Below are 20293 nucleotides of genomic sequence, written 5' to 3'. Positions count from 1 at the left end.
TGCGTGTTTAAAAATGTATTTTCTGTGATTAAAAACCAACAAAAACAAATATCTTTAGTCCTCTTCAGAGGACTTTAGCTATTAGACAGGGATTTCAATCCCTGGCGGACTATTTCGGAGTCGAGTGACTTCAAATCTGGTTCAACCCAATTAATCCGAGCTTCCCAGGACATCAGACGATCGCGCGTGTAGTAGCGAAATGGTAAAGTGCCATCGGCATATTTTGCAATCAAACCGTTAGTCAGATGTACGATCGATCGATTTTGGCTTTCATCGGCGAGATACCGACGAATAGTTCGCACCCAAAACAGGGTTAGTGTTTCGTGATATCCGCTGTTTTTTGTGGTTTCAATTCCTTGAGCCGAGTTGTAACGTTTAATGCCATTGCGAATCGCATTTATCGCTTCTTGCTCCGAGTCATAACACAGATACCACAGGGCAACGGTTAAATGTGCTTCGTGCGTCCATTGACTTCGCGACAGGTTGCCTTCTTGGAAGGCATGAATCAGACTGTCTATCTCCTTGGGCGATCGGTAAATTGCCAGTCTTTTTCTCATGGCTAATACCCAATTTATTCTTGAGGACGGAAGTCTTCAATACAAACAGGATTACTTAATTATTATCCTGAATTAACAACAAAACCTTATAGCATTAAAAGTCACTTCGCGCAAGTCAAGAAAGCCGTTGTTCATACGCAGGAGTTGAACCCGCGACCATTTCCTTATGAGGGAATTGCTCTACCAATGAGCTAGTATGTAAGCTTCCTTTGTTGGGGCGCGAAGTGGAACTTTTAAGCGCCGGATAGATATAAAAATTTCAGCTATAAAAGGCAGCGCACAAGTCAGAGAAGCTTTAGCCTCGCGGCAAGTAGGAATTGAACCTACAATTCGATTTTAAGTCGAACGTTTCCAGTTTGTAAGCTTCTTTAGTTGGGGTGCGCTGCCTAATACGTGCTTTCAGTGAATTTCTAGCCGTAAACAGCTTCTGGGCGGACAATTAAATCACCGCTGGGACGGCGATCGAGCACGTAAGACTCGAAGCGATCGCCCTTGACATCAAAATGGTTGGCCAGACGTTCCTTAATAGCCTTGTCGCTCATTCCTGCCGCGATACCCAGTTGGTTTTCTGCCATGTCATAGGAACGTCCTTCAAAACGAATGTGAACCATTACCGATACCTCCTAGAGCAATTTTGGATTTGGGATTAGTAGCTTATCTGCTCTCGATTTTGGCTTTTTGTGAGACGCGGGCAAATTGCCAGTATCGGTAAAGATTCACGAAATCTGATAATCTTTACTGAAAAAAGCGCCGTTCTAAATGATAAGCTTGTTGGATTTTGCGGATTTCCTCAGCCTTTTTGGTTGATTGAAATCTGGCTGAACTTGTCTGTTCTGAATCCGCGTTAAATTCGTTAGAATTAGATTTATTCAGTACCCTCTCTGGCTTTGAGCGAGCCAGTTTGTAACCGAACAGTCTCGTATAAAGTAACAACATGACAATCGAGTCTATATTACAAGACTTTCAAATTGATGTTCGTTGAAATTTTGAGCAATATTTAGTTGTCAAGGTTCAGAATTTGCACGAAAAATACAGGTTTTTGCTTGTCCTGCGCTTTCCATATTTACATACTACATACATACTACATAGATGTCAAGGGGGTAGCAAAAGTTTTTTAGATAAAACTTACATGAGTGGCGATAAACCGGGTTTTTTCACGAAAATATTTCGTTGTTACCCGCAGATTCGGTAAAAAACCCGGTTTCTTGGGTCGGAGCGCGATCGCGAACTGTAACATCGATTAAACATCCTTAACATAAGAAATGCTGTCGCGAATATTGTGGAAGCCAGCAGACTCGTAAAGACGCAATGCACCTGATGGATTTTCAGCATCGACGCCGACAATAGCAGTAGCGACACCGGCAGCTTTCAGTCGATGCAAACCAGCGAACAACATCGCTCGTCCCAATCCCATTTTGCGGAAGCCGCGCCTAGTGCCGAGACAAGCAATCCAGCCTTCATTGCGCCCGGTACGATCGCACTCTTCCACACAAATCAGGCAGGAACAAAAACTGACAAATGTGCCGTCATCAGCAACAGCAATCAAGTCTAAATCATTTCTGTAATCGGGTTTAGCTAACTCGTGCTTAAATTTATCCACCGTTAAATCGTGATGATTCCAGTGATCGATAAACGACTGGTTGAACATTTCTACCCAAGCTGCCGCATCCTGTTCGCCGGGGAACTGACGCAGGGCAAAGCCTTCGGGGAATTGCGGTTCTGGGATCGGTTCAGAAAGCGATCGCGCCATTCGATAAAAATAGCGATCGACCTTAAAACCGCAACTTGTCAGCACAGAAATGCGATCGCAATCCTCAGCGCGAGCGTAGGTTCGCAGCTTCACGCGCCCGCCCCGCATCGCAGACACCTCGCGCATCCGCACTTCACCCCAGGCGATCGCGGCTGCTTCCACATCGTCGCCGCGCGCGTCGGGGTGGACGCGAAACCACAGCCAACCGTCAATTACTTCCCCAGGCTCAGAAACGGACAACTGAGCAAAACCGATTAATTTTTCCTCCGCATCTTCCCAAAGACGGATATCGCGGGCTTTGTCTAGAGACAGTGCATTAAATTCTTGTTGCAATTCCGAGATGGAAGTGCCTTCATCTAGCCGATCGACTTCTTCGCAAGTATTGATTAAATGGGCGATCGCAGTTAAATCGCGATCGCCCCCATAGCAGCGCGCCGAGAGATTGAGCATCATAGCTAATCACCATTCCCTGTTGTTATTCAGTTTAAAAATAGCTTGGGCGATCGCACTTTTATCGATCGACTCGCCCCAATGGTCGATCGGCATTAAAAATCCGACAACACAAACACCCCGACGCATCGAACCGCTACAGCAGTTGACTGGACTCGTGAATTGTCGCTTGCCAAATTATTTGTGTGGTGGCTGCAAATAAACAGAAAAATCGCCTCCACTTTTCCCCCATCGCTAAAGGTCATAATTCACCCCATTCTCAGCTAACCAGCGCTTGCGTTTCTCGAAATCTGGCAAAATCTGCTCGACTCTATCCCAAAACGCACGATCGTGGTGCGGTTCAATCAAATGCACCATTTCGTGAATCGCCAGATACTCAATCATCTCTCGCGGTAGCATCGCCACTCGCCAATGAAAATATAAATCTCCCTTGTGCCCGCAGGAACCCCAGCGATAGCCTAAATCTCGCACTTGCACCGAACGGGGAGAAACTTCGAGGCGTGAGACAACAGCAGCAATTTGTGTATCTAAAATCGACGAAAGGCGATCGCAATACCATCGAATAAAAGCTTCTCTCCCCTGCGCCAGCGCTTCTCGCTGCAACTCAAAACGACTTTGATACAATCTCAAAGGTGGCTTTCCCTCCACGCCATCCACCAGTTTGAGGCTGTAGCTGCGTCCCAGATAGTAAAAGCCTTCCCCGGAAACGTATTCTTTAGCAGGGGTGGGAGGATTGAAAGATTCTTTCTCGATCAGTTTACTGTGAATCCACAAGCGCTTCTCGTTGACGACTTTTTCTAATGTTTCAATTGGCACTTGTGGGGGAGTTGACAGAATTAATTGACCGTCTCGTTCGACGGTGATGCCGATCGTGCGACGTTTGGTACTGGGGCGTAATTTAAAGGAAAGGTCGCCAAAGGTTAGTGTTGTCATAAGATTAGGCGAGATCGATTTTTACGGGCAAGTTGTACCAGTTTATCTGCCACTGATTCTAATTGTTCGTAATTGACTGCATCCTTATCATCTAAATACCCGGCTATCCACTTTCTTAAATCTTCTTGAACGACAGGTCTGTCCCAATTTACCCGTCGAAGTTCTTGCCTAATGTGGTTGACAATTTCGACGGTTAGTGCTGCAAGTTCTGTGAGGTTTTTGTCAGAATGTTCGCCTAAAATATTCCGAAATGGTAGTTGAGTTTTCGGGTCTAACCCGGTTTCATCGGTCTGGCGACCTGTTTGGATTTCTTCGATATATTTCCGCAAAGCTTCTACTTTTTCTTGCCAGTTTTCGGCGAGAGATCCGAGGATTTCTTGCAGTTTATTGCTCAAGTTTTTGTAAAAAACTGGGTCTTCATCATAGTGGATATCAATGTGGTAACGGGCGGCAAATTCCATTTCGGCTGCTTGGGCTTTAATTGACCGATGCCGCTGGACGTGAGTTTTAAAATCCAGAGACATAATATCAATAGGCGGAACTTTTGGATCGATTCCTTGGGATTCAATATATTGGTCAATTAATGCCCGGACTTTTTCTTTGGCGCTGACAATGTTTAGTTTTTCATCTCGATAAAGGTCAGCGACGGATTTTTTAATTAAACCTAATTTCTTGGCATCTTTGACAAAGTTATAAGGATAACGGGCTTCGGGACGGGGTAAAATTGTGTCTAAGGTATCGAGAAAGTCTTTAAGATAATTGTTGAAATCGACTCTGAGGCTATCGTCCCTCAGCAAGTCAACACAATCATCTAAATCGTCTATTGTGCAACCGCTTTGGCTGAATAACTTAATGAGTTGCTGGTGTTTATCTTGCAATTTTGGCAACTCTTCCCGAATATCAAACCAAGCGGCTTCTGTATCTACTTTTTCGTAAATTGCTAAAGCTTCTGCTAGATTTACGCCGTAATAATCTACGACTAAGCCATATTTTTTAGTATTATCATAAACGCGGTTAACGCGGGCAATAGCCTGTAATAGTTCATATTCTTTCATTCCTCGGTCTAAGTATAAAACTTGTTCTAAGGGCGCATCAAATCCCGTCAACAGCATACTTTTAACAATTAAAACTGCTAAACTGTTTTTGGCTAAAGAATCTTTAAACTTAGCAATATTGATTTCTTGTTGACTCTTATCAGTCCACTTTTTCCAGTTTTGGTAGTCATCTTTGTCGGCAGAAATGACGGCGGCGAATTCTAGGCGGCGGATTGTTTCTAAATGTGGTAAGGCTTGGGCGAGAAAGCGAGTTTCTGCATCCAGGTCTTCTAGGGTTTCAGTGTCGAAAGTTTGCAGGATGGGGGCGCGAGTTTCTAGTTGTTGCACGAGTTCTCTTTGTGCTTCTAAAAATGCTTCTTGATAGCGGACGGCGGCGAGGCGAGTTGAGGCGACAACTTGGGCTTTGAAACCTCCGGGAAGGATACGATCGCAATAATGACGCAGCATATTTTTAGCTTTGGCTTTAATCAGTTCTCGCGCTTCGCAGACTTGGGTTTTAGTCGCGTATTTAGCTTTAATTTCCCCCCGTTCTTCTGGGGTTTTATCCTGAAATACGATTTCAAATAGTCGATCTAGGTCATCGCCTTGGGTGACTGCACCTCTGGCTTCTAACCCTTCATAAAGAATGGGTAAAGTAACTTTATCTTCTTGAGATTGGCGGATATTGTATTGGTCGATAAAATCACCAAAAATTTGCTTGGTCGTTCTCTTGGCGGATTGGACGATCGGAGTACCTGTAAAACCAATTCGCGCACAGTTGGGTAACGCTGTCAAGAGGTTTGTGTGGAGAGTGCTGGCGTGCGATCGGTGCGCTTCATCAATTAGCACTAAAATATCCTCAGAAGGATTGAGGTTTTTCGGCATAGGCTCAAATTTTTCTTCTTCTTCTGAGTCTTCACCACCTTTAAATTTTTGAATCATGCCGAAGACTAAGCCAGCACCGGGTTGTTTGAGGTAGTTTTCTAGCTTTTTGACGTTTTTCGCTTTTTGTAAGGGTTCCCCTGTCAGGACGGCTGTATCGGACAGTTGTTTTTCTAAGTCGGTGCGATCGGTAACGACGACTATCTTGAAGCGGCGCAAGGCGGGGATGGTGCGGATTTTCCGTATCAGGTACACCATTGTCAGGCTTTTGCCCGACCCTTGGGTATGCCAGATGATACCGCCGCGTTGGTCGTCGGTGCCGTGTTGGGCGCGGGTTTGGTTGTGCAGGAGTCGCCCGATTGCTTCGTGGACGGCGCGATATTGTTGGTAACGGGGAATGAGTTTAATCGTGCGTCCGCCGCTGGTTTTGAAGAGGGTGAAGTTTCGCAGGATGTCGAGGAGGTTGGCGGGTTGTAGCATCCCGGCGATCAGCATTTGGCGCGAGTTGAGTTCGGGAAGAACCCCCCTAGCCCCCCTTGCTAAGGGGGGAACTTCTTCTGTCGCCTCCGGTGTTAAGGGGGGAACTTCTTGTGCTGCTTGCTCTTGCTCCCCCCTTAGCAAGGGGGGCTGGGGGGGTCTAACGTCTTTCCACTCGACAAAATGCTCGTAGTTCGCGCCGATCGTTCCTGCTGCCGCCCGATGTTGAGAGGCGGCTATCATTAACTGGTTGTAGTGGAATAGCTTTTCTGCGCCTTCGGGTTGGCTGCTTCCCCGTTGGTTGGAATATTGCAACAAATCGCGGATTGCTTCGGTGATGGGCTTATCCAGTTTGGGGCTTTTGCACTCGATGACGACGAGGGGGATGCCGTTGACGAGTAGCACGATGTCCGGGACGATAAACCCCCCTTTGCCTGTTGCCCCAGGGGGGTCTACTCGGTATTGATTGATGGCTAGGAAGTCGTTATTTTGGGGATGCTCGAAGTCGATGAAGTGGACGGTGCGATCTTTGCCGTCTTGTCCCTGAACAGTGGTGCCTTTGAGGAGTAAATTTGTAGCGGCTTGATTGGCTTCCATTAGTCTTTGTGCGCCCAGACGCTCTAATTGACTCGCGGCGGCATTGACTTGGGTATCATCGAGCCAAGGATTGCCGTTGTCATCGAGGTTGATGCGCTTGATGGCGGTTTTTAGCCGATCGCCAATTAAGATTTGCTTGAAGTTCTCGCGATCGGTAATTTGGGGATTATCCCAACTGCCTTCGATATGCTGCCAACCCATGCTGATAAGTTGGTCTATGGTTGGCTTTTCAGAGTAGATATATTCTGGCGTTTGTTGGGGCATTGTTCCAGTAAAGGTAGGTTACGAGGGTCGATCGGCTGCATCGATCGCCCAATTCACTTAAGGCGTTTTCATGCGGCCCAATAGTTGCCACTCCTGCATTGGATTGACTTTGACCATGACGAATAAGCCAGATAGACACGGTTTGATATTTCCTCTCATTTAATGGGTGAAAATCCCACGACTAGCTAAACTTTATCACTTGCAGGGGTGAATTTATCGGCATCTTGAACCCGTACTTTTCCGGTTAATAAGTCGTGCATCAGTCCTTGTTTTTGGAGTTTGAGCTTGTCGCGGTATGCTTCTTCTGTGCGGATGCGAGAGTCATGTACATCAAGAACAGCAGCAATTCTTATTTGTTCCTCTGGCTTCGGAATAGGAACCAACATAGCTCGAATTCGTAAAATGCCAAATGCTGGCTGAGATGTTGAATGAGTTTCAAATTGGATTTGTTGCTCAACAAAATTAGATTCCAATAGCCACATGACGAAAGAAGCGCATCCTCTCGGCTTTATCAAAACAGTATTGGCGTTCAGCGCATATCTTCGTCCTATTTGTGTCAAAAACTTAGGCAGTCCAATTGTCCCAATCTTGCCAAAAATTATGTCTCCAGGTTCAATAGAAAAGCGTTGTTGCTGCTTTGTAACCGCAGCCGATGACACTTTTCTGCACCCATTAAAGTCAATTGAACCATCAGGGCGAAAGTCACCAACTCCGATGTAAGGCTCTCCATCGTTTACCTCTGGTGGTGCGCGATGATCTGGCTGTGGATCAATGGCCTCAGCTAACTTTTCAAATTTGTCCACTTCCCAATCTTTCGGAATTCGTCCCAGTGGTGAGTCTTTGAACTGTTCGGGGTGTCCGATCGCATCCCTCAATTCCCCATTCTCATCTAACCCCCGTGTCAGCAAGTCGTGCAGCAGTCCAGCCTTCATCTGCTTGAGCTTGGCGATGATGGAGGAGGTATGTGCGATCGTGGAGTCGATCGAGTGGAGAATGTCAGCAATTTTGCTTTGTTCTTCAACAACTGGCTTGGGAACTACATTCGCTATAATCCGATCCGGCGAAGTATGTCGCACCGTTGTACCTGTTGCATTGCTGATGATGTTGCGGCTCACCCTGTCGCTATTCATCACGAGCAACAAAAAGCGCTTGTCCCACGTATTGGGTAGCTTTAGGACAATCTTCCCTATTCGTTGGTTGTGTAAGACTCGAAACGGTAATTCTAGCAGGACAACTCGCCCCAAAATAAGTGTTCTGGGCGAGAGGTCAGTCATTACAATAAGGAGTTCTCCCTTTTCTAAGACAGTACCATCGGGAATTAACCCTCGATAATACTTAGTATTATTCTCATCAAAATAAAGTCCCCCGTCTCTGTGGAAATTACCAGGAACTAAAAGTACATCTCCGGGAGGTTCATCAGCAAAATATTCACCCTCGAAAGCGTAGCCATGAAGTATATTAATCTCATTCTTTAGAGAAACAATCTCCCAATCTTTCGGAATTTTCCCTAAAGGCAAATCCTTAAACTCCTCAGTTTTAACAACAGTCTCACGCATAACCCAACCCACTTAAAAACTTACTCAACTGCTTCGCCGCTGCATCCCGTTCCGTTTCAATATCCTGCAACGTCACCCGATACTTATCCCACCAAATCTCAACCGCCACAATCACCTGCTGACGGTGAGCCGTGACATATCGCTCCAACTCAGCCGTTAAGCCATCCTTGAAAATCGCCAACACCAACCCCTGACAATCTTCATCCGTCAACGCCGCACGTTTAGCAGACAAACGCTTCTCCACTTCTTTCTTCAGCCTCCTCAGTATCCCCTTCGCTTCATTCAATTGCTTTTTAATTTCCTTATAGGGTTCCAGTTGTTTCTCAATCTCGGCAATTTCCGCTTCCATCGGCTCAACCGTCGCCTCAAGTTCAGCGATTTTAGCCGCATTCAACAACGGCGAATTCTTCCTTAAATCCTTAATTTCCTTCTTCGGCTCCTTAATCGAACCTTTCAGAGACTTGAGCCTTGTCTCCAACTCCTTAGCAAAATTAACCGCCTCCGACTCCTCCTCACTGGCTTCTCCCTCCTGGGCTTCTTCCCCCCCTTCAAACGCAACCTTAAGCTGCTCTAACTCGGCAATTCTCGCCTCAGCGTCCGCAATTTCCTCCAGATATTCCGGCATCAACCGCACCACCAGCTTATGATTTAGCGGGTCGAACTTCGTCTGATTTTTCTGCGTATCATCATCCTCTTCCAAAGCATCCCGAATCGTATCCACCCAACTATCAACCAACCCGCCAAAATCCGATTCTGAGAGCGTTCTGAGTTCATACTTCACCTCATCCCACCAACTCGCCACCACACCCGCCACCTTGAAGCGGTCAAGTAAACCCACAGGTTCCAGGCTATCAACAAACGAATGCAAAAACTCCCCTCGCAGTTCCATCACCTTCTTCGTTTTCGGCAACTCGCCCAAATCTGGTGCATGAAGTTGCCACCAAGCAGCAAAAACACTATAAAGCTTACCTTCTTGTTGTTCAACGCCAGCATCAGATTCAATAAATTTTTTAATCTGCCCTCTTTCCGTAATAGAGGCAATAAAATCTAAATAATCCATTAACAACGCTCCACTAAAATCCTAGTTGGATCGAATCCATGCGCCTCTAACAATAGACGCTTTGCCTCTACCTCAACTTTAGGAATTCCCCCCAATAAATGAGCTTTCACATCCTGCGGTTCTGGCGGTGGCGCATTGTCCGCATAGCGGCGAATATTGCAGTTATAATCATTGTCTGCTAATTCCTGCTTTGTCACCACAGCCGAATAACCCGGTAAAGCCTTAAAATTTTCAAACACCCAGGTAATTTTTTCAATATGTTCGGGGCGCAAATAATTCTGAGCGCGACCTGCATAAAATTCCGCATCGGCATTAATAAATAATACCTGATTTTTACGTGCCGCAGGTTTGGCCTCTTTACTGCCACGCATCACTAAAATACAAGCAGGAATCCCCGTCCCATAAAATAAATTTGGCGGCAAACCAATCACCGCTTCTAAACGATCTTTCTCAATCAAACTCTCGCGAATTTTCTTCTCTTCTCCCCCCCGAAACAGCACCCCATGAGGCATTACCGTCGCCATCAGCCCATTATCTTTTAGCACCGCCATCATGTGCTGAGCAAACATTAAATCTGCTTTTTTCCCCGTTTCGGGACAAAACCCATGGGTAAACCTTTCCTTAAATGCTATCCCTTCAAGGCTATAGTTTTGGGAAAAAGGCGGATTGCTAATTACTCGGTCAAACCGCATGAGTTCCCCGCCTTCAATATGTAAGGGATTAAATAGCGTATCATCATTGTGAATATCCGCGTCCCGAATCCCATGCAGCAGCATATTAATCTTACAAATTGCCCACACGCCGCCGTTATTATCCTGCCCGTAAAGCGCTAAATTTCTGGCATCGCCGCCGCACTCTTCAACATATTGCTTTGCCAGAATTAATATACCTCCAGAACCACAACAAGGGTCATAAACAGACATCCCTGGTTGTGGTTTCATCAGCCGCACCATCAACTGCACCACTTCACGCGGCGTATAAAATTCGCCCCCTTTCTTCCCTGCAGAATCAGCAAAATCTTTAATCAAATACTCATAAGCAGCACCCAATAAATCGGGAAAAACTAAATCTTCATTTCGCAATCGATACTTACTAAAATGTTGAATTAATTCGCGTAATTTAGAATCAGAAATCCGACTTTTTCCCACCTGACGATTAAAATTAATGTGACCTAATACTCCTGCTAAAGCTTGGTTCTTATCTTCCAGAGAACCTAAAGCTTTATTCAATCCATCTGCTACTTTTTCATGTACTTCATCGCGAATATAAGCCCATCGCGCTTTTTCCGGTACAAAAAAAGCCTCTTGGTAACTCATGGGATTTTCCGCCCTCTGTTTCGCCTCTTCTGGCGTGCGTCCCCGTGCCAGATTCTCCTGTATAATTTGGTCGTAACGTTGCTCAAACACATCGGAAGCGCGTTTGAGGAATAGCATCCCAAAAATATACTCTTTGAACTCCGAAGCATCCATATTACCCCGCAGGATATCGGCGGCGGCAAACAGATGTCGTTCCAGTTGTGGCAGAGTTAGCTTACCCATGAAAATATACTTAATTTTAAGTAAAAAATATTCCTGATAAATGCGATCGCATTGGAATGATTAAACCGCAGAGTACGCAGAGAACGCTCTTGAAGAGAACAGAGAGATGAATAATTCCGATGCTAACGGATTTGATATCAAAACTCAACCCCACAGACAGACAATACTTGATCGCCGCCAAGGCCGCCCAATCACACCGAGAGTAATAAACACTGGGCCCCGTACCCGTCCCGGTAATCGCAGAACAATCCCCTGATCTCGCCAATACTGCAACTGGCAAAGGGTGCAGCCTGTAATATGAGCCGCCTGCTTGCTGGTAAAAATGATGGGAGTAGAAGGACTTGAACCTTCGACCTTGAGATTAAGAGTCACCTGCTCTAACCAACTGAGCTATACTCCCGCATCTAAACTATTATAACACAACAGTTCTGAAAAATCAACTATTTTTGTAAAAATTTGTGGCGATCGCCCTTACTGCAATATTTAATTTAAGTTCGATCGCCCCGATCCCACATTTGATTTAAGCGCGATCGACCTCAAATACCTCCCCAGAGTTGTGCAAAACGTGCGGCCGACCATCCAACCCAATCTGATACTTAGCCATCTCCACTCTCGACTATTCGCTTGACTCCATCAAAGCGTTCTACTGCATCCCCACAGAAAAATTTGCTGTGAATTAATGAGTAAGGTGGACTTTTGCCCACCCTACTGATTCTAATTGGTTCCGAAAGCGTCTACTTGAGAATTCGGGAGACGACACCGGCGCCCACAGTGCGATCGCCTTCGCGGATGGCAAAACGCATATTTAACCCTCTAGCTTCTACTTTCGGCCTTTAAAAATGGGTGGTATAGGAGTTGAACCTATCTAATACCGGTTAAAAGCCGGGTGCATAACCGCTTTGCTAACCACCCTTAAAAATTCAGCGTTTGTCTAATTCCTAAAAAATCCTTGTGTAGTAAACACTTCAGTCCTTTTTTGCCTCCAGCCATTGCAACGGATAAACTCCTGATTGCTAGTGCTTCACTCGATAATGAAGCAACATAAAACCGTTGCTATAGATTTTGCGATCGGCAAGTTCCAAATTTGTCGGCTTGATTGCACCGGAAAAAACAGGAATTCCCGCTCCGATAACTACCGGATTCAACTTTACAATCATCTCGTCAATCTCAGAAAAAAGAGTTGCCGCTAAACCGCCACCACCGCAGAGCCAGATGTCTTTACCCGTTTCTTTTTTCAATTCCTTAACCAATGCAACAGGATTGTCCGAAACAAGTTCAATATTCTCATCAGGACTGGCTTCCATAGTGCGCGAAAAAACATACTGCTTCAAGGTGGGATAAGGATTAGTTACACCAACATTTAGCCCTACCTCATAGGTTTTCCGTCCCATCAAAACCGCATCAAACTGCTTGTTTTCTGCACGAATGCCTCGTGCTTCCTGAAAGTGAGCGGGAAAAGTTTCAGGAAAGGAATCGAACAAATCAGCGAAATGCTCCCCTGACATAGGAAAACAATCAAATGAGCCATCTTCGCGAGCAATAAACCCGTCAACGGTGCAAGCAACGTAATATTTTAGTTTTCTCATGTTTAATCTTTTTTATTAAGTTGTTTGGTTACTGCTTGCTTCTGAATGTAACTAATATATCCAATCGTTCCCTTGGTTAGAGATTTGCGATCGACCTTTTTATTTGTTAAGCCATTTTATCGCGCTGCGCCCGCATCCCTACAGACGATCGTAGCAAGGTGCGATCGGTACTCCGAAAGAGGATAAGCTGGTGTCAACTAAATATGACTGCTTGAAATGGCTGACAAAGAAGAGACTGCTGTGATTAAAGTCACAGTTCCCAAGAGTTTGCACGAAAAACTGAGAAAAATCTCCCAGCAGACAGGAGTTCCTATGTCCACTCTGCTAGTCATGGCAGCCGTCAAGGAATACAACCTCGTGGACGAAACTGAGGCTAAGTAACTTTTGGTATACTGCAAGTACCCTTAAAAGGTACTATATGGTATATTTCAGGAATAGTCAACCCTGGAGGTGTGCTTGTGACTCAAGATGAACTCGAAGCCCTTGTCGATGAACTCGGCTTAGTGTCAGTCGTCAGCCTGCTGGCAAATATCTGCCACAACAAAGCCCGACAAACCTTGTGCCTGAAGGGACAAGGGGCTACTCCTTATACCGCTTGGAACAGTAACGGCTTCTTGCTGAAGCAGTTGATGACCAGACTGCGGCCAATCGGCAGCTACGATCGCGATTTAGACCTCAAGAACAACTGAGGTTCTGAGGTTCAACCCGTGCAAGTGCGTAAAGCATTGGTTTTAGTCGGTTAACAGCCGAGTATGTATGCTTTAACTGTTAGGGCACGGGTTGAAACTCTTCGATTTGGACTTGAACCTTGAATGGAGAGGACGGGACTCGAACCCGTATCGACAGCAACTTTCAGGAAACGCGCTTCCTTACTGCCCACAAGCAGACGGGAACTGCCCCCATCTCGGACTGTTAATTCCTTTCAGTGCTTCCGCAACCTGTTGCCCGTTGGCCTTTTCAGGGAACGTCGCGAAGCAACTTTTTACCCTACTCAACAAACCCGATCGTCCTTTTGGGAGCCGCTTTTCCAAAGTTTTTACGGTGCCATTCCACTTAGGCTACCTCCCCGCAATTTTTCTCAGTATATGAGAGCAAATTTTGTGCAAAAAATTAACCATCATCCTCCATTATTTATATATAAAATCATAAGAAATCCACCGAGGAGGTACTGCCCCTCCTATCTCTGCGTTATCAGCACAGCGCCGTACTTTCTGGCTCCCGGTGGTCAAAAGGAAGATGAAGGAATCGAACCCTTACAGTTACCTGTACCCCAGTTTTCAAGACTGGTTGCCAACCATTTAGCGGCATCTTCCAAGGGGTGTCTGACGGGAATTGAACCCGCTATTACTGGTTCCACAAACCAGCGCCGCGACCGCTTTGGCTTCAGACACCGCAAGTGGAATCAAGGAGAATCGAACTCCTAACCTCTTGCGTGCAAGGCAAGCGCTCTACCAATTGAGCTATGACCCCAGTTTTGCTGGATGCTGGTCGGACTCGAACCGACATTTTCCTAGTTGCGAACTAGGCGCTTTTCCGATTAAGCTACAGACCCAAAGTTGGTGGATTGCGATCGGATTTGAACCGATATCTTTCTAACAGCCAGTTAGATGCTTTACCAATTAAGCTACGAACCCCAGACAGCAGGAGCGGTAGGACTTGAACCCACAACATTCGAGGTAGAAGCTCGACACTCTATCCAGTTGAGTTACGCTCCCATGTTTTTTGTTAGTTTGCGCGATTCCCTACGGGATAGCTGCGCTTCACGCATTTTGACGTGCAAGTTATCAGAGCATTGCGTTTTCTCAGTTACTAGAGGGACTCCGCCGATGAGTTATTACACACTCTTTAAAGGATGGCTACTTTTAAGCCAACCTGCCGGGTTCATTGCACTCCTCGTTCGCAAACGCCCGCTGAATTTGACAGCGTTACCTTTCCTCTCGTACTAAAGTATGTAGGCTCCAAAGATTGGGATACGCAAAGGGCGATCGCTCTTAATATAAAATTTAATCATTCAATGGAATCAACCTCCTTAAATTAAAGCAAAAACAACGAGAGTGGTAGGACTCGAACCCACAACATCCGCGTCCGAAGCGCGGCGCTCTATCCATTGAGCTACACTCCCATAAATTGGTAGTCCTGACAGGAGATTACCCCGCGTCTGCTTGTAAGGCAAACGCTCTACCATCGAAGCTCAGGACTACAAAAGCGGATGATGGGACTCGAACCCATGCGCTGAGAATGGCATACTCAGATGCTAGCCTTTACATCACACCCGCAAACCGATTTGAAATTTGAGATTTAAGATTTTGGATTGAATAAAACCTCTGGTGATTTTAGATTTCGGATTGAAATAATCCTCTTTTGTAGCCAAGCGGATAACGGGACTTGAACCCGTATCGCGAGTTTGGAAGACTCAGATGCTACCGTTGCACCATATCCGCATTTCAATTAGTTTTACCGATTGCAACTATTGAATCTCAACATACAGCCTCTACAATATTGTCAAGTAAGTTTGCGTTGGACTGATGGGTAAAATTATTAACCGCTGATTTTTCCAATCTAATTCAATTCCCAACGCTTCCAAAGGAATCACGCCTAATAGAGGATTCATACCTCCCGGCAATTCCAAACACTCAAACGTTCCTTCACGTCCTACCAAAGAAATTTTAGCATCCTGAAAAATTGTGGCTTTCCCAATGCCATTAGCCGTCTCTACATCCACTTCTTTGAGCAGCGACAAACCGAGTTGGGCAATACTCTGCGGTGGTAAGCAAAGAGTGGTTGCCCCTGTATCAACTAGCACATTATCCAGAGTCACGGAACGTACTTGTTCGGGAGGGATTATCCCGCGTTCTACATTTGCCTGGTCGATCCGGTTAGTCACGGTCAGTTTGGTAATAATTTTTCCCATTGAGGTGTTGTCAGTGGCTAGCATAGTTTAACCTTGAACTACTCTACCTCGATGATGGCAATTTTTTGGAAAAATTAGTACGATCGCCCTTAGCTATTTGCTAAACTAGCGCTCGGAGATAAAACACATGAAACTTATACTTACAGCACCCAATCCCGAACTATTCGCCGCATTCCAAGATCATTTTTTCTACCTACCCAATGTCGAAATTACCAACAAACGTTTCGAGGATTTAACCGAGTATGACTGTTTGGTTAGTCCCGCCAATTCATTTGGCATGATGGATGGCGGTATCGACGCAGCTATCGTTGGTTTTTTCGGTCATTCTCTGATGGTTAGGGTTCAGCAGCATATCTTGGAAGACTATTTAGGCGAACAACCCGTTGGCACGTCATTCATCATCGAAACTCACCATCCCAAACATCCTTTTCTCGCTCATACTCCCACCATGCGCGTACCTATGTCTGTTGTGGGTACAGACGTTCCGTATGTGGCAATGTGGGCAATGCTATTAACAATTAGGCGCTACAATCGACAGGCAGAACGTAAAATTGAGAGTGTCGTTTGTCCGGGTTTAGGAACGGGGATAGGCAGAGTTCCTTATCGCGAAGCCGCGCGGCAAATGGCACTGGCTTACGACTATTTTGTTTATCCGACGCCGTATGTAAACTGTTTTGTTGCCGCAGAACGACAACTGCAAATTTGGGAAGGTGGCGATCGCAATTCTGCCTAAATAGCGATCGCACTTTCCCAAGCAGGTGGCGAGATTTGAACTCGCAAGAAAGCTTTACAAGAGCCTCATGTTGCCAGTTACATCACACCTGCATTTTTGGTGGCGGGGGCAGGAGTTGAACCTGCTATGAAGAGGCTTATGAGACCTCCAAGCCTACCCAGGCTACTTCACCCGCGATGTCACCAAATACCCCTGACTGGCATCGAACCAGCACTAACTAGATCCTAAATCTAGCGCCTCTACCGATTGGGCTACAGGGGCAAAACCGATTTGAGATTTGAGATTTGAGATTGAATAAAACCTCATACCCCTGACAGGCCTCGAACCTGTAAGACGCTCATTCTGAGTAAGCGATGTTTTCCAATTACATCACAGGGGTAAAGTCGGGATGGTTGGATTTGAACCAACGACTCCATGCTCCCAAAGCATGGCTTCTGGCCGCTGAATTACATCCCGTTCATGCTCCAGGTGGGAGTCGAACCCACAATCAAAATAGAACAGATTTTAAGTCTGCCGCGTCTGCCAATTCCGCCACAGGAGCAAGTAGAAATTTAGTAAAAAATTTGGTACTCGGGAGTGAGATTTGAACTCACACAACACAATTTTTTAAATTGTGGCCTCTGCCAATTGGGCTACAGGAGTGTAATCGATCTGCTTTGGTAATAGCAGAACTGGGAAGGCAGGGATCGAACCTGCATTTTTCCGCTTTCAAAGAGCGGTGCCATACCGATTAGGCGACTTCCCAATAACATTTACTCAACTGACTAAATATTTAGATATTTAATATTTTTTGTTTCGGTTCCAATATCCTCTTGGCGGTTTCTGAATTCCATAAGTCTTACACCATTTTTCTATTGCCTTGCCACTGACACCAAACTCTTTTGCTAAGCAAGTGGTTGGTTTTTCCCAAAGCATTTTTTCTAGCTCTTCTTTAGAGGGACGCTCAACTTTTCTGGCTTTCATATGAGGAACTCTTTTGTTCTGGTGAGCTATGTCATTATTTGCTTCCGGCTCTCTGCGTTTACTTCCATAATTTTCAGTTTGTCTGTGACAGTTAGGGCAAATAAATCTCAGATTTTCTTGCCTATTATCTTGCCAATTCCCATTGATGTGATCGATGTCTAAAACTAACTTCTCTCCTAACCATTCACTTTGCACCAAACATTTATTGTTTTCACATTTATACTCTCTCTCAATCTCCATTAATGCTCTTCTAAGTTGGAAGGTTGGTGTTCTTTGATTGCGCGAACTTAGAACCAAAATTTCTTGGGAAGGCTTTTTGGGATTAAGCCCTTTCAAACTTTGATCGGATTGTTTAAAGTGAGAGGTATCAATACCCAACTCTTTAATCCGCTTAGTTATGTGACCATGACTTCCACCACCTGCTATACCAAGTTGCCTTAAAACCCCACTGATAGAAAATGAATGTTTAACAGCTTCTTCCAAGATTTCTTTGGTGTATTTCATGAAAAGTGTAGAACTCAAGTAATTATTATTATAAATGAGTTCTGCATTATGCTTTACCAACTTTTTAACGTTGTGTAAAATGGCTGCCCCAGTAGGACTCGAACCTACAACCTAGCGGTTAACAACCGCTTGCTCTACCATTGAGCTATAAGGCAACGCAATCCCCCAAGTCAGTATCGAACTGACAACCTCTTGTTCTTCACACAAGCGCTCTACCAACTGAGCTATCGGGGGCAATTTCAACGGAGAGGACAGGATTTGAACCTGCGTCGGTGTTACCCGATTCTGTTTAGCAAACAGGCGCCTTAAGCCTCTCGGCTACCTCTCCTCAACGAGCGAGAACGGAGGGATTTGAACCCTCAATCTTCAGTTTTATTAACTGAGATGTTATCCGGCTACACCACGCTCTCTTACTTTGCAACTGTGGATTAAATACAGTTGCAAATGGGCCGGGCTGGAATTGAACCAGCAACGCTTTAAGCTGCTGTTTTACAGACAGTTTCCTACACCAATAGGAGAGCCGACCCAGAAAAATTGGAAGTGCTGACGGGAGTTGAACCCGCAAATCACTTGGGTGAAAACCAAGCGGCTTAAACCATTTGCCTACAGCACTATAAATTGGCACAGGAACTGAGATTTGAACTCAGAATGCTGGTTTTGGAGACCAGAGTGTTGCCAGTTACACCATCCCTGCTTTTGGTGGCAGTGGCGGGATTTGCACCCGCATTGACCAAGGTATGAACTTGGCGCTTTACTATTAAGCTACGCTGCAATGTCACTTTCGCTTCGTTCCTTTTCAAAGTTAAAAATTTCAATTAAAAGACTGTTAGTTTAATCTTTTAATTTCTAATTTTTAATTTCTGATAGGGAACAGAGGTTAGGGCGGGATTTGAACCCGCGAAAATCGGTTTTGCAGACCGACGCTTTGAGCCACTCAGCCACCTAACCTGGGAGTCCCGACGAGGTTTGCACTCGCAATCTTCTCCTTGAGGGGGAGACGGCTTGACTTTTGCCTACGGGACTTTGACGGGAGTAACGAGACTTGAACTCGCAACCTTTCGCTCGACAGGCGACTGCTCTGACCGGTTGAGCTATACCCCCGCGAAAATGAACAATATTTTGTCCTTGAATTACTGAAGTTTGGACGGGTGGCGGTTGATTCCGCGTACTACAACCCGATCGGGCTATTGTTGCCGGAGTCTACACCGCCGATGTCCACAATTATGTGACACGATTAACTTCCTATTCAGTTGTCAAGGTTCATATTGCTAGTGGGGTAAGGCTTTGAAGCTCTTTTCCCTTCGCCATACATTTATACTACATTGCGTAATACAAGACTGTCAAGGGGGTAATACAACTTTTTTTAAAATTGGGTTTTTAAAAGGGGTGTCGATCGCTCCAACTAACCCTCTGCATTCCGCAAAGTCCTTATATATCAAGGATTTTTCTGCTAAATAGGTGGTGTGGCGCAAGGTAAATCTGATGCTGAAACTGTACTACACTCCAATGTCTCTGAATTCTCGCCGTCGCGCGAGGTGGCACTTCTGGAAAATGCGATAATCAGCTTTTAAATATCAAATACTACAAATCAAACCTTGACTGAATTGCCCTTAACTCCCGTGCCCGCATCCACAGAACCCGATCGCCCAAACCTTCCTCACTGGCTACACTCCTTGGATACCTGTCCGAGTACCAACAGTTGGGCGATCGCCCGCGCGGCCCAACTCCACCACGGAGATGCAGTATTTACCAAGCGGCAAACCAGCGGGCGCGGCCAACACGGGCGCACCTGGCACGCCCCAAGCGGTGTCTTGACTGTTAGTTTTGTACTCGAAAACCTCAGCCCCACTCTGTTGCCGGGACTCAGTTTAGCAGCGGGTTTAGCCGTGATTTACGCGATCGAAGATTTGGTTCCCGACTGTCGCGATATGCTGCGCCTGAAATGGCCAAACGATGTCTGGATCGATCGCCACAAATTAGCCGGAATTCTCTGCGAAGCCACCAACGGCAATGTTTCTGGCAAAACTCGCGCCGTTGTGGGAATTGGACTCAACCGCTGCGTAGATTTTGCGGCTGCGGGATTGGATGAAATGGCGATCGGCAATGCGGTAAGCTTGCATTCTATTGCTAGTACAGTACCAGATGAACTGTGTTTGCTCGATCGACTGCGGCACTATTTACTCGAACTAGCCGATATGTTTTCCACCACAGACAAGCCAGCCTCCAAGTCCGGTTTAGCGCTACTTTTGCCGGAATTGCGCCGCCGCGATGCGTTGATTGGCTGCCGGGTGGCGATCGAACTTTCCTCAGAAACCATCTGCGGAGAAGCCGCCGGAATTGATGGAAGCGGCCGCTTGTTAGTATGCTTGGCGGGCGATCGAATACAACCCTTTACATCCGGTCGAGTTCGATTAATTTAAGAGGAAGAAGGAAGAAGGAAGAAGGAAGAAGGAAGAAGGAAGAAGGAAGAAGGAAGAAGGAAGAAGGAAGAAGGAAGA

The 20293-nt window shown here is 45.8% G+C and carries 16 protein-coding genes and 30 tRNA genes; 5 read left to right on the top strand and 41 right to left on the bottom strand.

Going from position 1 to position 20293, the window contains the following annotated elements:
• Positions 1-74: 74 nt before the first annotated feature.
• From QUB08_RS23400 to QUB08_RS23380, 5 genes are all read right to left on the bottom strand, one after another.
• Complete coding sequence (locus tag QUB08_RS23400) at positions 75-557, bottom strand: hypothetical protein (protein ID WP_333227523.1); 483 nt, start codon at positions 555-557, stop codon at positions 75-77.
• Positions 558-689: 132 nt separating this feature from the next.
• A tRNA-Met gene (locus tag QUB08_RS23395) sits at positions 690-758 on the bottom strand.
• Between the two features lie 101 nt (positions 759-859).
• Positions 860-1008, bottom strand: a tRNA-OTHER gene (locus tag QUB08_RS23390).
• On the bottom strand, positions 968-1168 hold the full coding sequence (locus tag QUB08_RS23385; RefSeq protein ID WP_333227521.1) for a hypothetical protein: 201 nt from the start codon (positions 1166-1168) through the stop codon (positions 968-970). Before QUB08_RS23385 ends, QUB08_RS23390 begins: the two co-directional genes overlap by 41 nt.
• Before the next feature lie 629 nt (positions 1169-1797).
• On the bottom strand, positions 1798-2760 hold the full coding sequence (locus QUB08_RS23380; RefSeq protein ID WP_333227519.1) for a GNAT family N-acetyltransferase: 963 nt from the start codon (positions 2758-2760) through the stop codon (positions 1798-1800).
• Between QUB08_RS23380 and QUB08_RS23375 the strand changes: the two genes are divergently transcribed.
• Complete coding sequence (locus tag QUB08_RS23375; RefSeq protein WP_333227517.1) at positions 2750-2959, top strand: hypothetical protein; 210 nt, start codon at positions 2750-2752, stop codon at positions 2957-2959. The genes QUB08_RS23380 and QUB08_RS23375 overlap by 11 nt on opposite strands.
• A gap of 32 nt (positions 2960-2991) precedes the next feature.
• Here the strand turns inward: QUB08_RS23375 and QUB08_RS23370 are convergent, their stop codons facing one another.
• The 8 genes from QUB08_RS23370 to QUB08_RS23335 form a co-directional block, all read right to left on the bottom strand.
• A complete protein-coding gene (locus tag QUB08_RS23370) occupies positions 2992-3690 on the bottom strand; it encodes a SprT family zinc-dependent metalloprotease (protein WP_333227515.1) in 699 nt (232 codons plus the stop codon).
• Positions 3687-6944, bottom strand: coding sequence for an HsdR family type I site-specific deoxyribonuclease (locus QUB08_RS23365; protein ID WP_333227513.1), 3258 nt, complete (start codon positions 6942-6944; stop codon positions 3687-3689). The genes QUB08_RS23370 and QUB08_RS23365 overlap by 4 nt, the downstream gene beginning before the upstream one ends.
• A 185-nt stretch (positions 6945-7129) precedes the next feature.
• Positions 7130-8500, bottom strand: coding sequence for a restriction endonuclease subunit S (locus tag QUB08_RS23360; protein WP_333227511.1), 1371 nt, complete (start codon positions 8498-8500; stop codon positions 7130-7132).
• A complete protein-coding gene (locus QUB08_RS23355) occupies positions 8493-9560 on the bottom strand; it encodes a hypothetical protein (protein ID WP_333227509.1) in 1068 nt (355 codons plus the stop codon). The genes QUB08_RS23360 and QUB08_RS23355 overlap by 8 nt, the downstream gene beginning before the upstream one ends.
• A complete protein-coding gene (locus QUB08_RS23350) occupies positions 9560-11098 on the bottom strand; it encodes a class I SAM-dependent DNA methyltransferase (protein ID WP_333227507.1) in 1539 nt (512 codons plus the stop codon). The genes QUB08_RS23355 and QUB08_RS23350 overlap by 1 nt, the downstream gene beginning before the upstream one ends.
• Before the next feature lie 326 nt (positions 11099-11424).
• Positions 11425-11498: transfer RNA gene (locus QUB08_RS23345), tRNA-Lys, on the bottom strand.
• Positions 11499-11938: 440 nt separating this feature from the next.
• A tRNA-Lys gene (locus QUB08_RS23340) sits at positions 11939-12010 on the bottom strand.
• Positions 12011-12111: 101 nt separating this feature from the next.
• On the bottom strand, positions 12112-12684 hold the full coding sequence (locus QUB08_RS23335) for a dihydrofolate reductase family protein (protein WP_333227505.1): 573 nt from the start codon (positions 12682-12684) through the stop codon (positions 12112-12114).
• Positions 12685-12900: 216 nt separating this feature from the next.
• On the opposite strand from QUB08_RS23335, the gene QUB08_RS23330 reads away from it, so the two are divergent.
• Both QUB08_RS23330 and QUB08_RS23325 read left to right on the top strand, forming a co-directional pair.
• Positions 12901-13065: a ribbon-helix-helix domain-containing protein gene (locus QUB08_RS23330; protein WP_333227503.1), complete on the top strand. Its 165-nt coding sequence runs from the start codon at positions 12901-12903 to the stop codon at positions 13063-13065.
• A 77-nt stretch (positions 13066-13142) separates the two neighbouring features.
• The gene (locus QUB08_RS23325) at positions 13143-13373 is read left to right on the top strand and encodes a hypothetical protein (protein WP_333033740.1); all 231 of its coding nucleotides are present in this window, start codon (positions 13143-13145) and stop codon (positions 13371-13373) included.
• Between the two features lie 541 nt (positions 13374-13914).
• On the opposite strand, the gene QUB08_RS23320 is transcribed toward QUB08_RS23325, so the two are convergent.
• From QUB08_RS23320 to QUB08_RS23270, 11 genes are all read right to left on the bottom strand, one after another.
• Positions 13915-13997 (bottom strand) — tRNA-Ser (locus QUB08_RS23320).
• Positions 13998-14001: 4 nt separating this feature from the next.
• Positions 14002-14075 (bottom strand) — tRNA-His (locus QUB08_RS23315).
• 6 nt (positions 14076-14081) lie between these two features.
• Positions 14082-14154: transfer RNA gene (locus QUB08_RS23310), tRNA-Ala, on the bottom strand.
• A gap of 8 nt (positions 14155-14162) precedes the next feature.
• Positions 14163-14236, bottom strand: a tRNA-Ala gene (locus tag QUB08_RS23305).
• Positions 14237-14241: 5 nt separating this feature from the next.
• Positions 14242-14318 (bottom strand) — tRNA-Ala (locus tag QUB08_RS23300).
• A gap of 7 nt (positions 14319-14325) precedes the next feature.
• Positions 14326-14399, bottom strand: a tRNA-Arg gene (locus tag QUB08_RS23295).
• A gap of 334 nt (positions 14400-14733) precedes the next feature.
• Positions 14734-14806, bottom strand: a tRNA-Arg gene (locus tag QUB08_RS23290).
• Between the two features lie 6 nt (positions 14807-14812).
• Positions 14813-14883: transfer RNA gene (locus QUB08_RS23285), tRNA-Val, on the bottom strand.
• A gap of 5 nt (positions 14884-14888) precedes the next feature.
• A tRNA-Gly gene (locus QUB08_RS23280) sits at positions 14889-14960 on the bottom strand.
• A gap of 94 nt (positions 14961-15054) precedes the next feature.
• Positions 15055-15125, bottom strand: a tRNA-Gly gene (locus tag QUB08_RS23275).
• Positions 15126-15175: 50 nt separating this feature from the next.
• Positions 15176-15619, bottom strand: coding sequence for a retroviral-like aspartic protease family protein (locus QUB08_RS23270; protein WP_333227501.1), 444 nt, complete (start codon positions 15617-15619; stop codon positions 15176-15178).
• A gap of 103 nt (positions 15620-15722) precedes the next feature.
• Here QUB08_RS23270 and QUB08_RS23265 point away from each other — a divergent pair, with 103 nt between their 5' ends.
• Positions 15723-16328 carry a macro domain-containing protein gene (locus tag QUB08_RS23265; protein ID WP_333227499.1) on the top strand — a complete coding sequence of 202 codons (606 nt, stop codon included), beginning with the start codon at positions 15723-15725 and terminating at the stop codon, positions 16326-16328.
• A 20-nt stretch (positions 16329-16348) separates the two neighbouring features.
• On the opposite strand, the gene QUB08_RS23260 is transcribed toward QUB08_RS23265, so the two are convergent.
• The 17 genes from QUB08_RS23260 to QUB08_RS23180 form a co-directional block, all read right to left on the bottom strand.
• A tRNA-Thr gene (locus QUB08_RS23260) sits at positions 16349-16420 on the bottom strand.
• 95 nt (positions 16421-16515) lie between these two features.
• Positions 16516-16589 (bottom strand) — tRNA-Leu (locus QUB08_RS23255).
• Positions 16590-16711: 122 nt separating this feature from the next.
• Positions 16712-16784 (bottom strand) — tRNA-Pro (locus tag QUB08_RS23250).
• A 4-nt stretch (positions 16785-16788) separates the two neighbouring features.
• Positions 16789-16869 (bottom strand) — tRNA-Leu (locus QUB08_RS23245).
• Positions 16870-16999: 130 nt separating this feature from the next.
• Positions 17000-17073: transfer RNA gene (locus QUB08_RS23240), tRNA-Gln, on the bottom strand.
• Between the two features lie 35 nt (positions 17074-17108).
• Positions 17109-17795 carry a hypothetical protein gene (locus tag QUB08_RS23235; protein WP_333227497.1) on the bottom strand — a complete coding sequence of 229 codons (687 nt, stop codon included), beginning with the start codon at positions 17793-17795 and terminating at the stop codon, positions 17109-17111.
• 80 nt (positions 17796-17875) lie between these two features.
• Positions 17876-17950: transfer RNA gene (locus QUB08_RS23230), tRNA-Asn, on the bottom strand.
• A 6-nt stretch (positions 17951-17956) separates the two neighbouring features.
• Positions 17957-18029, bottom strand: a tRNA-Phe gene (locus tag QUB08_RS23225).
• A gap of 9 nt (positions 18030-18038) precedes the next feature.
• Positions 18039-18123, bottom strand: a tRNA-Ser gene (locus QUB08_RS23220).
• Between the two features lie 8 nt (positions 18124-18131).
• Positions 18132-18205 (bottom strand) — tRNA-Tyr (locus QUB08_RS23215).
• A 35-nt stretch (positions 18206-18240) separates the two neighbouring features.
• Positions 18241-18322, bottom strand: a tRNA-Tyr gene (locus tag QUB08_RS23210).
• Between the two features lie 8 nt (positions 18323-18330).
• A tRNA-Glu gene (locus tag QUB08_RS23205) sits at positions 18331-18408 on the bottom strand.
• Between the two features lie 6 nt (positions 18409-18414).
• Positions 18415-18489, bottom strand: a tRNA-Trp gene (locus tag QUB08_RS23200).
• A 3-nt stretch (positions 18490-18492) separates the two neighbouring features.
• Positions 18493-18567, bottom strand: a tRNA-Met gene (locus tag QUB08_RS23195).
• A gap of 102 nt (positions 18568-18669) precedes the next feature.
• Positions 18670-18743 (bottom strand) — tRNA-Cys (locus tag QUB08_RS23190).
• Positions 18744-18818 (bottom strand) — tRNA-Glu (locus tag QUB08_RS23185).
• A gap of 4 nt (positions 18819-18822) precedes the next feature.
• Positions 18823-18896 (bottom strand) — tRNA-Asp (locus QUB08_RS23180).
• 494 nt (positions 18897-19390) lie between these two features.
• On the opposite strand from QUB08_RS23180, the gene QUB08_RS23175 reads away from it, so the two are divergent.
• Positions 19391-20215 (top strand): biotin--[acetyl-CoA-carboxylase] ligase, encoded by an 825-nt coding sequence (locus tag QUB08_RS23175; protein WP_333227496.1) that lies wholly within the window; start codon positions 19391-19393, stop codon positions 20213-20215.
• The last annotated feature ends 78 nt before the right edge of the window (positions 20216-20293 follow it).

This window comes from Microcoleus sp. BR0-C5, from assembly GCF_036705045.1.
GTDB lineage: Bacteria > Cyanobacteriota > Cyanobacteriia > Cyanobacteriales > Microcoleaceae > Microcoleus.
The sequence above is the reverse complement of the archived record's forward strand: the minus strand, read 5'-3'. Positions and strand labels throughout refer to the sequence as shown.

Bases quoted from the DNA above. Each gene is read 5' to 3' on its own strand.
- QUB08_RS23380 (WP_333227519.1), bottom strand. From the start codon at position 2,760: ATGATGCTCAATCTCTCGGCGCGCTGCTATGGGGGCGATCGCGATTTA.
- QUB08_RS23330 (WP_333227503.1), top strand. From the start codon at position 12,901: ATGGCTGACAAAGAAGAGACTGCTGTGATTAAAGTCACAGTTCCCAAG.
- QUB08_RS23235 (WP_333227497.1), bottom strand. From the start codon at position 17,795: ATGAAATACACCAAAGAAATCTTGGAAGAAGCTGTTAAACATTCATTT.
- QUB08_RS23400 (WP_333227523.1), bottom strand. From the start codon at position 557: ATGAGAAAAAGACTGGCAATTTACCGATCGCCCAAGGAGATAGACAGT.
- QUB08_RS23335 (WP_333227505.1), bottom strand. From the start codon at position 12,684: ATGAGAAAACTAAAATATTACGTTGCTTGCACCGTTGACGGGTTTATT.
- QUB08_RS23365 (WP_333227513.1), bottom strand. From the start codon at position 6,944: ATGCCCCAACAAACGCCAGAATATATCTACTCTGAAAAGCCAACCATA.
- QUB08_RS23355 (WP_333227509.1), bottom strand. From the start codon at position 9,560: ATGGATTATTTAGATTTTATTGCCTCTATTACGGAAAGAGGGCAGATT.
- QUB08_RS23270 (WP_333227501.1), bottom strand. From the start codon at position 15,619: ATGCTAGCCACTGACAACACCTCAATGGGAAAAATTATTACCAAACTG.
- QUB08_RS23370 (WP_333227515.1), bottom strand. From the start codon at position 3,690: ATGACAACACTAACCTTTGGCGACCTTTCCTTTAAATTACGCCCCAGT.
- QUB08_RS23385 (WP_333227521.1), bottom strand. From the start codon at position 1,168: ATGGTTCACATTCGTTTTGAAGGACGTTCCTATGACATGGCAGAAAAC.
- QUB08_RS23265 (WP_333227499.1), top strand. From the start codon at position 15,723: ATGAAACTTATACTTACAGCACCCAATCCCGAACTATTCGCCGCATTC.
- QUB08_RS23350 (WP_333227507.1), bottom strand. From the start codon at position 11,098: ATGGGTAAGCTAACTCTGCCACAACTGGAACGACATCTGTTTGCCGCC.
- QUB08_RS23360 (WP_333227511.1), bottom strand. From the start codon at position 8,500: ATGCGTGAGACTGTTGTTAAAACTGAGGAGTTTAAGGATTTGCCTTTA.